Here is a 14,395-nt window from a genome sequence, read left to right as displayed (position 1 = left end):
TTGCGTTTCATCAAAAATTTGCTTAGGCTATTTTGAATAGGGATTTGCTTAGGCTAAATTTAAAAACATCGTGTACATGTATTGTTCCTAATATCAGCTTAAATTTTTGAATCAAATTTTAGGCAGATGAGAAAATGCTCAAGACCTTAAGTCTTGCTACCTTTTTATTTTAAAAATAATTCAGCGGAATTTTTAAGTAAGAAATACCATTGTCTTCTGGTTGAGGGAACTTGCCTGCAAACATATTGATTTGAATTGCTGGTAATATCAATTTGGGCATGCTTAACGTTGTATCACGGCGGTTTCGCATCTCGACAAAATCGGCCTTTTCCGTTGTAGTATTGATATGAAGGTTTTTATGCTTTTGCGAATAAACCGATGTTTCATATTGGTATTGATCACGACTTTCGGGTAAATAGTCATGGCATAAGAACATCCGCATTTGATCTGGCAATGTGTACAAAGTCTTCACTGAGTCAAATAAAGCCGCCGCACTCCCCTTTGGGAAATCACAACGTGCTGTTCCATAGTCAGGCATAAACAAAGTATCCCCCACAAAAACAGTATCACCAATGACATAACTGAGACACGCAGGTGTATGCCCTGGTGTCGGAATATTATATGCTTTTATGTTGCCTATCAAAAAAGTCTCGTGATCTGCAAAAAGATAATCAAAGGACTGCGTAGCGTTTAAACTTTTAATATCTAAGTGATAAATCTCACCAAAAGTTTGTTGTACGATCTCAATCTTATGACTAATCGCAATTTTTCCACCTAGCTTTTGCTTTAAATACTGTGCAGCACTTAGATGATCTGCATGAACATGCGTTTCTAAAATCCAGTCTACGCTTAGGCTATTTTCCTGAATATAAGCAATGATTAAATCAGCCTGCTCTGTTTTAGTCGTTGCCGATGCTGCATCATAGTCCAACACACTATCAATCACGGCGCAGCGCTGAGTGTCGGGATCACTCACCACATAACTAAACGTGTTGCTCACCGAATCAAAGAATGCTTTTACTTGAGCAATTTGCATCATGGCATTTTCTCCATTACTTTACGATGTAGCAGTACACCGACAAACATCGCAATTATAAAATAGATCGCTTGATAATAACCCAGTCCAATCAAAGTAAAGCTCGGCGCAGGACAAATTCCCGCAATTCCCCAGCCTATACCAAATAGCAGACTTCCGAAGATCAGTTTTCTGTCGATTTTCGTATTTTTAGGAAGTTGTATGGCTTCACCATAAACCGTTTTTGGATCTGGCTGACGTACAGCTTTTTGAAAAGGAATAAATGCAACCGCAATTGCACCCATCATCACAAAAGCTAAACTGGCATCCCAGTGCCCAAAAATATCTAAAAAGCCAATCACCTTCGCAGGATTCGACATTCCTGAAAGCATGAGACCAATTGAAAATAATCCACCCCAAATGAATGCCCAAACATTTTTCATTTTTAGATTGCTCCAAGCATATGACGGACAACATACACAGTGATAAAGCCTGCAAACATAAAACTCATTGTAGCGATGATTGAACGTTTGGATAAGCGACTGATACCACAAATACCATGCCCGCTGGTACAACCAGAGCCTAAGCGAGTTCCAAAACCTACCAATACGCCCGCAATAATTAACATGAAAGGTGTAGCTTCAATATAGATCTCTGGCTGAACAAAAGCGGCATATATAAACGGAACAATGAACAGGCCCAATAAAAACCACAGTGCAGGCGTATTTATAATCCCTTTTAAGTTTAAAACTTGAGAGACCAGACCACTGATTCCCGCAATCCGCCCATTGGTATATAAATATCCAACGGCGGAGATGCCGAGTAATATTCCACCTATAAAAGACCACGCAAAATCATGCATTGGTAAGCACCCTAAAACAATATATGTTTTTATAATATATTTAATTAAAAAATAATCAAGTACCCTTTGTATCTATCGATGCTATGCACGTCTATGACCACTGTTTACGGGCCCTTGCATCTAGATTTAGATATTTGAATGGTTACTATCTGTTCGTTATCGAAGCTTTTAGTCTTTTAGATAACACCTTAAAGCATTTCTTTTACATAGTTATTCTTCACAATAACGTAAAAAGCTTGAATATATCCCCATAGGTATCTACACAATTTCCGAGCTTTGCGTTAAATTGAAGAGCATGCTCTTCAATTTAACATCTCTGGTCTGGATCAGCGTCTTGTCAAACGTTATAACAGCCTTGTAAAACTCTATATGAATCCTCTTGCTTCACTTGCTCCCGCAATCAAAGACCTGGCCTCTACCCAAAAGTCGAGTTTCTCAACTACACAGGCTGTTTGGCGATTCCTGAATAATAATAAAATCTCTTTTAGTCAATTAAACCAGCCGATTAAGCTTCTTGCATGCGAACAGATCAAGACATCACCGCATCAGTATGCATTAATCGTTCATGACTGGTCTCAACTGCAGTATGTGAAGCACAGTCATAAGGTTCAGCGTCTTCAAAGAACAGAGGCGAATTCAGGCTATGAATTGCAAAGCAGTTTACTTGTCGATGCGTCATCAGGGCTCCCAATTGCGCCATTAGCTCAGACGCTAACAGATGCATCCGGCTGTTATTCCACATTCAGTGAACAATACAGCGAGCGCAAGTCCCATTTGGACTCACTCGCAGAACAAATCAAAACGATTGAACAGTATCCGATTGAGAAAACAAAAGTCCATATCATTGACCGTGAAGGAGACTCGATTGCCCACTTGAGGGAAATCAGCAGCCATGGTTTCAAATGGTTGATTCGGGCCAAAGAAAGCCATCGGATTGAGCATCAAGGGGAAACCTACAAAGTTGCAGAAGTCGCAGAAAAAGTAGTAACTCAGCAAGTTAAGCCGATTGCTTATAAAGGAAACAGGCATATGCTGCATGTTGGAGAAACCGATATTCGGATAACGCGTGCAGCAAAACCGAAGAGAAAAGATGATTTAGGCCAACGGGTTGCTCCCCAGCCAGGCAAGGCAGTTACAGCCAGATTAATTGTTGCTGTGGTGAAAGATGCTCAAGGTAAAACAGTCGCGAGATGGTCGCTGATCAGCAATGTTTCTTCAGAGATTGATGCGGTAGAATTAACCACCTGGTATTACTGGCGCTGGACAATTGAGTGCTATTTCAAGCTTCTGAAGCAGGCAGGCCATGACGTTGAATCATGGCTTCAGACCACACCTGCAGCGATTTTAAGACGGCTCCTGATCAGCAGTATGGCGTGTGTACTGACTTGGCGAATACAGCGTTCTGAAGATGAACAAAATCAGAAAATTCGTATATTTCTGGCCCGTCTTTCAGGCCGACAGCAGAAGAGAGGTAAGTTGGAAAGTGCACCTGCAATATTGGCAGGACTTTCGATTTTACTGAACACTCTTCAACTGCTCTCAGAATATTCAATAGATGAACTGAATGAAATCGCAACAATTGCATTAGGTACATCAAGATGTGTAGATACCTATGATATATCCCCGAGGGATTTTGTATTCAGCTCTTTTTTAGATTAGAAATACTTAACTTATCTCGTATTATTTCATAATAGTTTTCATTTAAAGAAACTGAATAGAGTTAGAGGTACATCTCTACATCATGAGTATTATTCTGGGTTTATAAAACACATTTACGACTTTTGAATATATTTTTATGTAGGTATACACATGAAAAGTGATGAAATAGCCCGATCTTTTTCTGAGCCGTTTATTGGAATTCTGATAGTACGCGTTCTGCAAACCATCTTGGGAGCTTAGACACGGCGGCATTCATTTTTAAGGTTTCAGCTGCTTCAATTTCAGCAAGAAAAGACGCTTGTATACCGTCAGAAGAGTTATCAAACAAGTAGGCTCGATCACAGCACTCTACTGCTTGCATGAGCAGATCCATACTACGGTAGTAACGTTCAATAATTTTCTGCTCAGGAACAGGATGGCCACCCACACTGACGCGATACTTGACTCGGGCAATATTGATTTGTGAGAGGTGGTCCCACATGTTTGAACAACTAAAAGCTTATTTATAAGTGATACTCTGCTCTAGTTAAGCTACCTTATTTTGTTGTGGTAGCTGGTCATAGTAAAACTCATCTGGAGTCATTTTGTCCAGACTCGAATGAGGTCGTTTCAAATTATAAAATTCAAAATATGCGTTTAATTGCTTCTTCGCATCCAAAACATTGCTGTAGGCTTTGAGATACACCTCTTCATATTTAACGCTCCGCCATAATCGTTCAACCATCACATTATCAACCCATCGACCTTTACCATCCATACTGATTTGAATGCCATTTGATTTCAATACATCAATAAATGCATCACTGGTAAACTGACTGCCTTGGTCTGTATTAAATATTTCAGGTCGACCATATTTTTCAATAGCTTCATTTAATGTTTCTATGCAAAATGTAACCTCCATACTAATCGATACTCTATGCGCAAGTACCTTGCGGCTATGCCAATCAATCACAGCACATAAATAAACAAAGCCTTTTGCCATAGGGATATACGTTATATCCGTAGACCACACTTGATTACTGCGCTGAATAGCCAATCCTTTGAGCAGATATGGATATTTGCGGTGAGCTTGATTAGCCTGGCTTAAATTTGGTTTGCAATATAACGCATTAATGCCCATTTTCTTCATTAAAGTACGTGTATGACGTCGTCCTATATGATGTCCTTGACGATTCAACAAATCACGCATCATCCGGCTACCTGCAAAAGGGTATTGCATATGTAACTCATCCATACACCGCATTAGCTTCAGATCTGATGCACTCACAGGTTTTGGGCGATAGTAATAACAACCACGGGAGACTTTCAGCAGCTGAGCTTGCTTAGATACTGAAATCTGAAGTGAGTCATCGATTAACTTTTGTGGTTGAAGCGGCCCAGTTTCTTCAACACACCTTCTAAAAAATCAATTTCTAATGCCTGCTCACCGATTTTTGCATGTAGTTTTTTTAGATCGATGGGTGGTTCTGTTGGAGCTTTTGATTGATCGAAAGCTTGCGAGGAAGCTGAAATCAGTTGATTTTTCCAGTCGATAATTTGGTTTTGATGAACATCAAATTCAGCACTCAATTCAGCAAGTGTTTTTTCTGCTTTAATCGCAGCAAGTGCTACCTTAGCTTTAAAATCATTTGAATGATTTCTTCTTGGTCTACGTGCCATAAAATACTCCATATATTGATGTTTATAACATCATTTGGGGAGCAAAATATCACTTATAAGTGTTGTTCAAATTTCCTGATCCACCTCTGTGGGTCTACTGTTGAGACATAATATAGATAGGTTTTATAACCCTGACGTTTCGCTTCTCGGAGAAACTCAACTTTAGAGATATGTGACATGACTGTCTCAAAAGTAAAACTGACTTTTAAGCGCAGAAACTCAAGCCGGATATAGTCAATAATGCGTGCACAGAGATAAGAATCAATTTCATTGGTTTTAAACTCGATCTTCCATTCATCTAGCACAATTGGTTCATGCGCAAGTAAGGCCACGAACTGTCCCGTCTGGGGACGCTTCTTACTTTTTAGAAAAGTGACCAACTCTGAAGCTTTTAAGGAAGGATGATAATGCAATAAATCAATGCGTTGACTCTGTCTTAAGTTTTGTTCCAGTTCATCTGCATTTAAATATGCCCCAATATGTTGGGGCAAGAGGTAATCTTTAACAGTGCTTTTACCAGAACCATTCGGTCCTGCAAACATTCTTATTCTAGGTTGTCGAGGTGGCATATCAATCTATACGGTTGCGTGTTTCTTTTTACGTGTCAAGGTCGGTAAAACGCCTACATCGACATAAGCATTACTTAAGTCTTGTAAAACAGTTTCATTGCCATGAATATCGCGTTCAACCAACTGTTCAGCTTTTGCATAAACCACAGACGAACGAGTGGTTGCTTTTTGAAAAGCATCATGAAAAGCATGAATGGCAAGTTTAGGAATCATATCATCCTCATATTTGCCTACTTTAATGTCGGTATAAGCTGCCATACACCAACTCCTACTCAAACGATGGTTGATTTTTATTTATCTTAACACAATCGAGAACATTGTCTATTTATACAGCATCCTGAAACAATAAATTAGATCTTAATATCTACACTAATTTCATGCTGTCTTATTCGGTTACTTTACTTTTTAATCGTTTCGTATCTTCAACTTTTAAAGCTTTCGCCGTTGGGCAGAAGGCACTTTCATTCATCCCTGCATCGGTCAGGCTTTTTTCTTGCTGATCAAGATAACGGTTGGCCACCATCAGCATCACTGAAGCGGTACTTAACTCAATATTGGCTTTAGATAGCGCAGCAATTTGATGATATGCATCCATACGCTGACAAAATGCGGTTTTCATTTCTGTTGCTGTCGCTGGATTATCTTTTGCATCTAAAACGGTTTTAGTTGAATTCACAGTTGCTGTATATTCAGCCATCTTCTGATCATACTGTGCCTGAGTTAGCTTCGTTGTTTCTGCATAACTCAGGGCTGATAGAAATAACGAAAGGCTAAGCAACGTCCATGTCTGTTTTTTCATGTATTAAGACTCATCGCCTTCTTTCCATACGTCTTCATAATCATCGCCATCAATCATAAAACGATAACCTTCACTTAAAGCCAAGTATGGAAGTACATCGGGCAAGATATCTTGTAATTCACGTACAGTCATGGTTGTAAAAAAGTCTTGGCCTTCACCCAACTCACCACCATAGATAAACCAAGCGACATTCTCTTCAGTTTCTGGCTTTTTACGTAAACCGACAATGGGTTCTTGATTCAAAGTATGCACAGCAACAGCAACGACATCATCACCTTTTACTTCAACATAAGCCGAGTCAAATTCTTCACACAGTAGTTTTTGTTCTGCAATCAATTCATTCAATGCAGATTGTTGTGACTTTTGTGCCATGCGATGCTGCCCCTTTTGAGCGTCAATCTATCGATAGCGCATTTTAAAACATATTTAGGTCAAAGGCTGTTTTTATTTAAACAATTAGCACACAGGTGAACACTCAATATCACTACAAATGTGGCATTCATTTTGCTTAACAGTATTACGTTTTATAAAAAAAGTAATATCGGGGCTAAGCAAATATGGGTTATGTCGTACGAGAACTCAGTCCTCAAAGCAAAATATTGCTGGGCTTTGGATCATTTCTAATACCAATCCTCATTTGGTGTGCTGTGAGTTATTTGCCCTTTATTTGGCATCCACAGGTACAAATCACCAACTCTGGCAGTATCTCTTTTTTACAAGTCGGTAGCCGTGTAGACAAAAGTGTGTTCTATGCCGAAGCGCAAAATGCCATCAATACAGGCACTGAACCGCCACAAGGTAATTTGGTCAATCCCATTTATTTACCAGCACCTCATCAAGTTGCGACAGCCTTAGTGACAGCATTTACGACACCACCAGCTCAAGCCGATGCACCATGGTTTCATCAAAGTCTTTGGCACAGTATCAAAATTGTATTCAGTGCTTTCTTTATTGCATCACTCGTTGGTATTCCATTGGGGATTTTATGTGGTTTTTCCAACAAAATTTCCCAGCTCACTGAACCCTTTGTTGAGTTCTTTCGCTACTTACCTGCGCCTGCCTTTGGTGCACTGGCTGTTGCCATATTAGGCATTAATGATGCACCAAAAATTGCCATCATCGTGATTGGGACGCTGTTTCAGCAAATTCTGATTATTGCCAATACTACGCGTATGGTGGACCGCGGGCTGATTGAAGCGGGTTATACCCTAGGGACGAATAAAGCAAAAAGTCTGTTTCATGTGGTCATTCCAGCAGCGTTACCCGATATTTACCGTGATTTACGTGTTTTGCTGGGCTGGGCTTGGACCTACTTAATTGTCTCTGAACTAATTGGCACCACCACAGGGATCACTTGGTTTATTACCCAGCAAGCACGCTATCAGAACTTTGACAATGTCTATGCTGCGATTTTAATTATTGGCGTGATTGGCTTGGTCTGTGATGTGATTTTAATGAAGCTCGGACAACATCTGTTTAAATGGAAAGCGGGAGCAAAATAATGAAAACCACAGATATAAGAATGACGGAATTCAATGCTCGTCAGTATTTTGATCACATTTATCAACGTCCTGTCATTTTAGAGGCCAAACAACTTAGTCAAGTTTTTCAGCATGGTAAAAACTCACGCACGATTTTAAATCAGCTCGATTTGAAAATTCATAAGCGGGAGTTTATTTGTGTGATTGGGCCATCTGGTTGTGGAAAATCAACCTTTAGTCGGGTTGTTGCGGGTCTAGACCCATATAGCTCTGGTGAATTGCTAGTAGATGGACAGCCCATTTCAGGCCCTAGTCCAGAGCGAGGCATGGTGTTTCAAGGCTATACCTTATTTCCTTGGAAATCGGTTAAAGAAAATGTGATGTTTGGTCCACTCATGAAAGGTGCAAGTCATGCCTCAGCCGAAGCGGCTGCAAGAGAATGGATCAATATTATTGGCTTAGAGAAATATGAAAACCAATATCCACATCAACTATCTGGCGGGATGAAGCAACGTGTTGCGATTGCCCGTGCTTTAGTCAATGAACCGAAAATTTTACTGATGGATGAACCTTTCGGTGCGCTTGACCCGCATACCCGTCAGAAAATGCAAAAACACCTAATGGACCTATGGCAAAACATTGATATCACCATTATTTTTGTAACCCATGATATGGATGAGGCTATTTTACTGGCTGATCGTATCGTAGCGCTTAAAGCCAATCCTGGGGAAATTAAAGAAATTATTGAAGTAGATTTACCCCGTCCACGAAACACTGAACTGATGTCCAGCCCTGCCTTTAAGCAACTTCGAGAGCGAGTCGATTTCTTAGTACATACACAAGAAGAAGAACTTGATCCAGCACTGGAAGATTTACCCAAAATTCCACGTATGACCCAAGTTAGTACGCACAAGTAACTCATTGATCTAGCCTGAGGGACGACCCTTAGGTTTTATGCACTGTTGGACGGCCAACGCGAGGATTTTACTATGCAAGATAAATATGTCCTTCCACTGGTGGATATCAGCCTTTTAAATAGCCCAAATCTAGATGAGCGTATGCAAGTTGCTCAAGCGCTTGATCAGGCCTGCAAAGAAGTTGGTTTTCTCTACCTCAAAGGTGATCAATTTCAACCTACATTATTTGCACAGTTATGTGACATCGCAGAACACTATTTTGCCCAAGATGAAGCACTGAAAATGCAAAATTATATTGGCAAATCGGTGAACCATAGTGGCTATGTACCTATAGGTGAAGAACAGTTTTCGAGTAACAGCTATGATTTAAAAGAATCTTATGATGTGAATTATGACTATCAAGGGCCTGCATTAAATTATCCCTTACTAGGCCCGACGCAATGGCCGGATGATCCTGCATTTAAACGCCATATCTCACAGTACTATCAGCACTTAAAAGCCATTGGTCATCAACTATTTCGCTGTTTTGCACTGGCTTTAGAGCAAAAAGAAGACTTTTTTGATGTGCATATTCAACATGCACCCAGTCAATTACGCCTCATTCACTATCCATTTAACCCTCAAGCGACAGATGCAGAAGGCATCGGGGCACATACCGACTATGAGTGCTTTACTTTATTATTGCCGACAGCACCCGGTTTACAAGTTCTCACTAAGCAAGGTGAATGGATTGATATTCCCCTACTTGAAAATACCTTGGTGATGAACATTGGTGACATGATGGAGATATTGTCCAATGGCAAATATTTAGCCACCAAGCATCGGGTCAAAAAAGTCCAACAAGAACGCTACTCCTTTCCTTTATTTTTTTCTTGTGACTATGACTATGTCATCCAACCGATTAATACAAATGAGCCACCTAAATATGCGCCACTGGCAGGTGGAGAACATTTGTTTAATCAAACAGCTCAAACCTTTCATTATTTAAAACAGCGTGTAGCCAGTGGTGAGTTGGCCTTAAAGAATGCCGTTCCACTTTATTCTTTTGGTCTGACTGAGTCAAACATGGAGTACACACCATGAATTTATTTGAAACTTTAAGTCAACTAAAACCCATCACAGCTGCTTCAGGTAGTGTGCCAACCTATTTAATGGGCGCATTTCGACGTAAAAGTATTAGCTTTTACAATGGCCTGACCGATGAAAATACGATTGTGTATTGGTTTCAGTCCAAGAGCTTCACCATTGACCTACGTCTTAAATCAGTAACAGATACACCTATCGTAGAGCGTCAAGCATGGGTCGGTTATACGCATTGGGATACACAAAATGCATCACTGTCATGGGTGCTAAGTAGTAATTATCAGAACCATACCCAGTGGCCTGAGCCTGCAACCCTACATAGCATTGGCAATTGTATTTTGGAGTTTTCACCCAGTAATGCGTATGTTGAAGACTGGCGTCAACAAGCCAGTATGGGTTTATTTTTAGGACTACGCTTAGTCAAAGCTGTACATGTATCGACACAGCAAGAAATTTCGCTCGATGGCGGTCTCATCATCTGCGGTGAGCATATGGCATATGCACAGTCACGTTTACCCCATATTCAACAGAATATAGACACGTTAGGGATTCTTTCTTATGTGGAGCAAAGTCCTTCTGACTTAAATCAAATTGAAAACTATGAAGTATCAGTTTCAACTCAGGATCAGCTCATTCAATATTCAAGCTGCACTCAAGCGACTCAACAACAACTCATTCTAGACGGTTTTGAAGTCTTTGATACTGAAACCCTCATACAGCGTAAATTGATCGGTGGCGAAGCATATCAGCTGGTGTTCGTCGTGGATGTGTATGAACCTGAATACACTTTTCAAAATGTAACATCGACCACGGCGGACAGTCAGCATTGGCTGAAACAAGAACAACATCACCTCATGCATCATGCAACTGTGGTTGCGTAAGGGAACTTTAATAAGCTATGGCTTTTCTCTATTTATTGATTGCCGTGATTGCAGAAGTACTCGCGACTTCTGCATTAAAAGCGACCAATGGTTTCACTGCACCTTTACCTATCGTTTTAACCATTATCGGTTATGCAATTGCACTCTTTTTCTTAGGTCTAACGTTTAAATCCATCCCTATGGGGCTAGCTTACGCACTGTGGTCAGGTGCTGGCATTATTCTTATTTCTACAGTCGGTTGGATTTACTTTAAGCAGCAGCTCGACTTTGCGGCGGTTGTTGGTTTAAGTTTTATGATTATCGGCATCGTGATTATTCATGTGTTTTCTAAAAGTACGCATTTATAAATACATGCCTTAAAATCCACTCTTTATTTAACATTAGATCTTTCTTTGCTTTTTAAACACACTCATACAAAAAAAGCCCAAGTTAACTTGGGCTTTTAGTTTCTACGAAGTCTTACTTTAACTCTTCAACTAAAGCTGGGTAAATTGCGCCATCAACATCCATTTCTGTTTTATAAATGCCATTTTCAACATTGAATTTGTTTACGTGGTAGCTTGAGCCATAAATCGAGTCAAAACCTGAACCTTTCTTAAAGACGGTTTTATTGGCTGCCAAATCGAGTAAATGCGTCCCGCCAATAAATTGTTCATATTGTTTCGGATCAACGCCAACACGGTTAGACATAATTTTCACGGCGTCTTCATGTGTTGCAGGGTCATTAATATATTTGACTGTTTTATCCCACACTTGGATCATCTTTTTCCAATCTTCTTTATTGGCAGAAAGATGGCTCATATTTACAGTCAGCGTGTCATAAATTAAACCTGGCTTATCTTTAGAACTATAAATAATTTTAGACCCTGCAACAGACTTCAACGCTTGATTGGCTACAGGTTGCCAGACCGCAATTGCAGCAATGTCTGGACTTGCAAAAACTTGTGGAAGCTCATTGGTCATAGAATTGACCAATTTAATGTCACTGGTCTTAATTTTTGCATCTGTCAGTGCTGTACTTAGCAATAGATGGTCAACCAAGCCTTTTTCAGTAGCAATACTTTTGCCTTTTAAATCGGCAATGCTGTTAATTCCATCTTTTGCAATGATCACATCATTACCTGCGGAGTAGTCCGTCGCCATAATCATGACACCTTGAATTCCACCAGAAGCTGTGACTAGATTATCTCCATTGGTCACCAGTACTGCATCTAGCTGATTGGCTGCAAAAGCAGAAAGCGATGATGAATAATCAAACCATTTAAACTCAACATTCACCCCCGCCTCTTTGAGCCAACCTTTTTCAATTGCCACTTGCCATGCAACAAAACCCGGCCAATCACTGTAGCCAATCGTGATGGTTTTTGTGGCTGTGCTCTCAGATGCACTGTTCTTTGTTTCAGGAATTTTGGCGGTGTTATCACAACCTGCCAATAAAATAGTCGAAACAATAGAGACTGATAAGAACGCTTTTTTAATCATGATGCAGTTTTCCCGATGCTGTAAATGTTTAAACTTGCTATGTATGGAGTGAGTCATTGAGGGCCGTGAACATGGTCACGATTTCAACGCTCTCTGTTTTTCATTTTGTGGAATCGGCGGCATCACCGCATCCATTAGTTCCAAATGCCCTTTGATCACACCTTTCAAAGCAATGAATTGTTGGCTTAATGCTTTCAATTCAGCACTTAAACCCTGCAAAATCATCACTTCTAGAATTTTTTGCTCATCTAACTGAATATGCAGTGAACTGACCACTTGCTCTAAAAATTGTTGCTGCAAGTCCAGCAATTGGACTCTAAGTGGCGTAACACTGGCGTCATAGAGCAAGGTAAACGTCCCCACCATCACGGCGTTACGTTGCTCCTGATCCGCAATCAAATGTTTATTGATCATGTCGACAATCGCTTGAGAACGGCTTTCATAGTGCTGATCAACAATTTTCTGATCCAATGCATCGACAGTTAATTCAGGCACAGTGATGCTGATCCGTGCCAATTTATGTTTCGGCACGCGCTTATCCTTTTTCGGATGAATCTTGTTTGATATAAATGCCCGCTCTAGCGCTTAAGATGGCGACCACGAACTGTTTAAATACAGTAAAGAATGCATTTAAGTCATCTTTAAATTGTTTAGACATTTGCTGCTCCTTTCGGTATTACCAAAAAAGGTTTTTGTAATACCTAGAACTAAGCAGAATACATGCCAATTTTTTTGATTAGATTGACAGCAACAGCGCATGGGAAAGTTTATTTTTTGTGCAAAATATATTTCTATTCTTTGTACACGACAAAAAAAGATAACTCATTGAAATAATGGCATAATACTTGTTTTCTGACGACGAATATGATGACACATTTCAATGAGTTACATCTCATCTTAAACAAATATCTAAAGTGGAACAAGTCACATGCAAAATGTTTTACACTGATTATGCTTGCATTAATTGTAAAACAGACATGTAATCTTTCTTCTGCATCTAAAGCCTTACCCATCAAGTGCTTACCACAATCATTTTATCGACGTATACAACGCTTCTTTGCAGATCAGTATTTCGATTATCGTCAAATTTCTCAGTTAATTTTCAATATATTTTCATTCGATAAAGTCCAATTAACTTTGGATAGAACTAATTGGAAATGGGGAAAACGAGATATTAATATCTTGATGTTAGCCATCGTCTATCGTGGAATAGCGATACCTATTGTTTGGACATTGCTCAATAAACGTGGAAATTCAGATACAAAAGAGCGTATTGCTTTGATTCAACGCTTTATCTCCATTTTTGGTAAAGATCGTATTGTGAATGTGTTTGCAGACAGAGAATTTATCGGTGAGAAATGGTTTACATGGTTAATTGAAAATGACATTAACTTCTGTATACGTGTTAAAAAAACTTTATTGTGACCAATCACTTAGCCAAGAATCATAAAATTAGTGATTTATTTCGTCATCTTCAAGTTGGTCAAACTGAATGTCGTAAACGACGTATTTGGGTTGGTCGAGTGAAACTGTATATTAGTGCGCTACGATTAGAAGATGGAGAGCTTTTACTTGTTGTTTCTCCTATGTTTAATGCTTCTGCTATTCGTGATTATGCATTACGCTGGGAAATCGAAACGTTATTTAGTTGTCTCAAAGGACGTGGATTCAATCTTGAAAATACTCGTTTAACAGACCCTAGACGAGTCAAGAAATTGATAGCAGTGCTAGCTATCGGTTTCTGTTGGTGCTATTTAACAGGTGAATGGCAACATGATCGGAAAAAAGCGATAAAAATAAAGAAGCATGGACGACTTTCAGTAAGTTTATTTCGCTACGGTTTGGACTATGTTCAAATGGCTATTCTACGTTTGATTGGTTTTGGAAAAAAAGAAGAATTTAAGAAAGTGCTAGCAATTTTAAGAAAGAAAAAGCCTGATAGGACAAGGATCCTATGAAATTTGTCGTGTACAGAGATTTCTATTTTT

Annotated in this window: 17 protein-coding genes and 2 pseudogenes; 7 read left to right on the top strand and 12 right to left on the bottom strand. The window is 39.6% G+C overall.

The features are described from left to right. Positions 1-169: 169 nt before the first annotated feature. The 3 genes from HUK62_RS08765 to HUK62_RS08755 are packed head-to-tail and all read right to left on the bottom strand — an operon-like array spanning position 170 to position 1,877. Positions 170-1,039 (bottom strand): MBL fold metallo-hydrolase, encoded by an 870-nt coding sequence (locus HUK62_RS08765; protein ID WP_176537642.1) that lies wholly within the window; start codon positions 1,037-1,039, stop codon positions 170-172. Continuing rightward, a complete protein-coding gene (locus tag HUK62_RS08760) occupies positions 1,036-1,458 on the bottom strand; it encodes a DUF6691 family protein (protein ID WP_078426329.1) in 423 nt (140 codons plus the stop codon). The genes HUK62_RS08765 and HUK62_RS08760 overlap by 4 nt, the downstream gene beginning before the upstream one ends. 2 nt (positions 1,459-1,460) lie before the next feature. Then, positions 1,461-1,877: a YeeE/YedE thiosulfate transporter family protein gene (locus tag HUK62_RS08755; RefSeq protein ID WP_126036574.1), complete on the bottom strand. Its 417-nt coding sequence runs from the start codon at positions 1,875-1,877 to the stop codon at positions 1,461-1,463. A gap of 369 nt (positions 1,878-2,246) precedes the next feature. On the opposite strand from HUK62_RS08755, the gene HUK62_RS08750 reads away from it, so the two are divergent. Further along, positions 2,247-3,536, top strand: a complete 1,290-nt coding sequence (locus tag HUK62_RS08750) for a transposase (RefSeq protein ID WP_176537641.1) — start codon at positions 2,247-2,249, stop codon at positions 3,534-3,536. Between the two features lie 190 nt (positions 3,537-3,726). On the opposite strand, the pseudogene HUK62_RS08745 reads toward HUK62_RS08750, so the two are convergent. From HUK62_RS08745 to HUK62_RS08720, 6 genes and pseudogenes are all read right to left on the bottom strand, one after another. Beyond that, positions 3,727-3,999: pseudogene (locus HUK62_RS08745) on the bottom strand (zeta toxin); the annotation flags it as partial. A gap of 63 nt (positions 4,000-4,062) precedes the next feature. Beyond that, a protein-coding gene (locus tag HUK62_RS08740) for an IS3 family transposase (protein ID WP_223235881.1) occupies positions 4,063-5,195 on the bottom strand; the annotation gives its coding sequence in 2 pieces (ribosomal slippage) (positions 4,063-4,943 and positions 4,943-5,195; 1,134 coding nt in all). An 86-nt stretch (positions 5,196-5,281) separates the two neighbouring features. Continuing rightward, positions 5,282-5,737: pseudogene (locus HUK62_RS08735) on the bottom strand (zeta toxin); the annotation flags it as partial. Positions 5,738-5,770: 33 nt separating this feature from the next. Continuing rightward, on the bottom strand, positions 5,771-6,022 hold the full coding sequence (locus HUK62_RS08730) for a hypothetical protein (RefSeq protein WP_125281650.1): 252 nt from the start codon (positions 6,020-6,022) through the stop codon (positions 5,771-5,773). A 127-nt stretch (positions 6,023-6,149) separates the two neighbouring features. Further along, positions 6,150-6,563, bottom strand: coding sequence for a hypothetical protein (locus HUK62_RS08725; RefSeq protein WP_176537640.1), 414 nt, complete (start codon positions 6,561-6,563; stop codon positions 6,150-6,152). Positions 6,564-6,566: 3 nt separating this feature from the next. After that, positions 6,567-6,935: a hypothetical protein gene (locus HUK62_RS08720; protein WP_004693046.1), complete on the bottom strand. Its 369-nt coding sequence runs from the start codon at positions 6,933-6,935 to the stop codon at positions 6,567-6,569. 185 nt (positions 6,936-7,120) lie between these two features. Between HUK62_RS08720 and HUK62_RS08715 the strand changes: the two genes are divergently transcribed. The 5 genes from HUK62_RS08715 (at position 7,121) to HUK62_RS08695 (ending at position 11,272) form a co-directional block, all read left to right on the top strand. Then, positions 7,121-8,065 (top strand): ABC transporter permease, encoded by a 945-nt coding sequence (locus HUK62_RS08715; protein WP_176537639.1) that lies wholly within the window; start codon positions 7,121-7,123, stop codon positions 8,063-8,065. A gap of 14 nt (positions 8,066-8,079) precedes the next feature. Beyond that, complete coding sequence (locus HUK62_RS08710; RefSeq protein WP_176538465.1) at positions 8,080-8,961, top strand: ABC transporter ATP-binding protein; 882 nt, start codon at positions 8,080-8,082, stop codon at positions 8,959-8,961. Positions 8,962-9,033: 72 nt separating this feature from the next. Beyond that, the gene (locus tag HUK62_RS08705) at positions 9,034-10,044 is read left to right on the top strand and encodes an isopenicillin N synthase family oxygenase (protein WP_176537638.1); all 1,011 of its coding nucleotides are present in this window, start codon (positions 9,034-9,036) and stop codon (positions 10,042-10,044) included. Continuing rightward, the gene (locus HUK62_RS08700; RefSeq protein WP_176537637.1) at positions 10,041-10,925 is read left to right on the top strand and encodes a hypothetical protein; all 885 of its coding nucleotides are present in this window, start codon (positions 10,041-10,043) and stop codon (positions 10,923-10,925) included. The genes HUK62_RS08705 and HUK62_RS08700 overlap by 4 nt, the downstream gene beginning before the upstream one ends. Positions 10,926-10,942: 17 nt before the next feature. Beyond that, on the top strand, positions 10,943-11,272 hold the full coding sequence (locus HUK62_RS08695; protein WP_159128315.1) for a multidrug efflux SMR transporter: 330 nt from the start codon (positions 10,943-10,945) through the stop codon (positions 11,270-11,272). Positions 11,273-11,384: 112 nt separating this feature from the next. Here the strand turns inward: HUK62_RS08695 and HUK62_RS08690 are convergent, their stop codons facing one another. The 3 genes from HUK62_RS08690 to HUK62_RS19220 form a co-directional block, all read right to left on the bottom strand. Further along, the gene (locus HUK62_RS08690) at positions 11,385-12,407 is read right to left on the bottom strand and encodes an ABC transporter substrate-binding protein (protein ID WP_176537636.1); all 1,023 of its coding nucleotides are present in this window, start codon (positions 12,405-12,407) and stop codon (positions 11,385-11,387) included. A gap of 75 nt (positions 12,408-12,482) precedes the next feature. Continuing rightward, complete coding sequence (locus HUK62_RS08685; protein WP_176537635.1) at positions 12,483-12,938, bottom strand: transcriptional regulator; 456 nt, start codon at positions 12,936-12,938, stop codon at positions 12,483-12,485. Between the two features lie 4 nt (positions 12,939-12,942). Beyond that, positions 12,943-13,065: a hypothetical protein gene (locus HUK62_RS19220; protein ID WP_262471258.1), complete on the bottom strand. Its 123-nt coding sequence runs from the start codon at positions 13,063-13,065 to the stop codon at positions 12,943-12,945. A gap of 209 nt (positions 13,066-13,274) precedes the next feature. On the opposite strand from HUK62_RS19220, the gene HUK62_RS08680 reads away from it, so the two are divergent. After that, positions 13,275-14,365 (top strand): IS4-like element ISAba33 family transposase gene (locus tag HUK62_RS08680; RefSeq protein ID WP_107010211.1). Its coding sequence is split into 2 segments (ribosomal slippage): positions 13,275-13,815 and positions 13,815-14,365, totalling 1,092 coding nucleotides; the frame shifts between segments, so codons are not numbered across the junction. The last annotated feature ends 30 nt before the right edge of the window (positions 14,366-14,395 follow it).

The sequence above is a fragment of the Acinetobacter sp. NEB 394 genome (assembly GCF_013374795.1).
Classification (GTDB): Bacteria; Pseudomonadota; Gammaproteobacteria; order Pseudomonadales; family Moraxellaceae; genus Acinetobacter; species Acinetobacter johnsonii.
The sequence above is the reverse complement of the archived record's forward strand: the minus strand, read 5'-3'. Positions and strand labels throughout refer to the sequence as shown.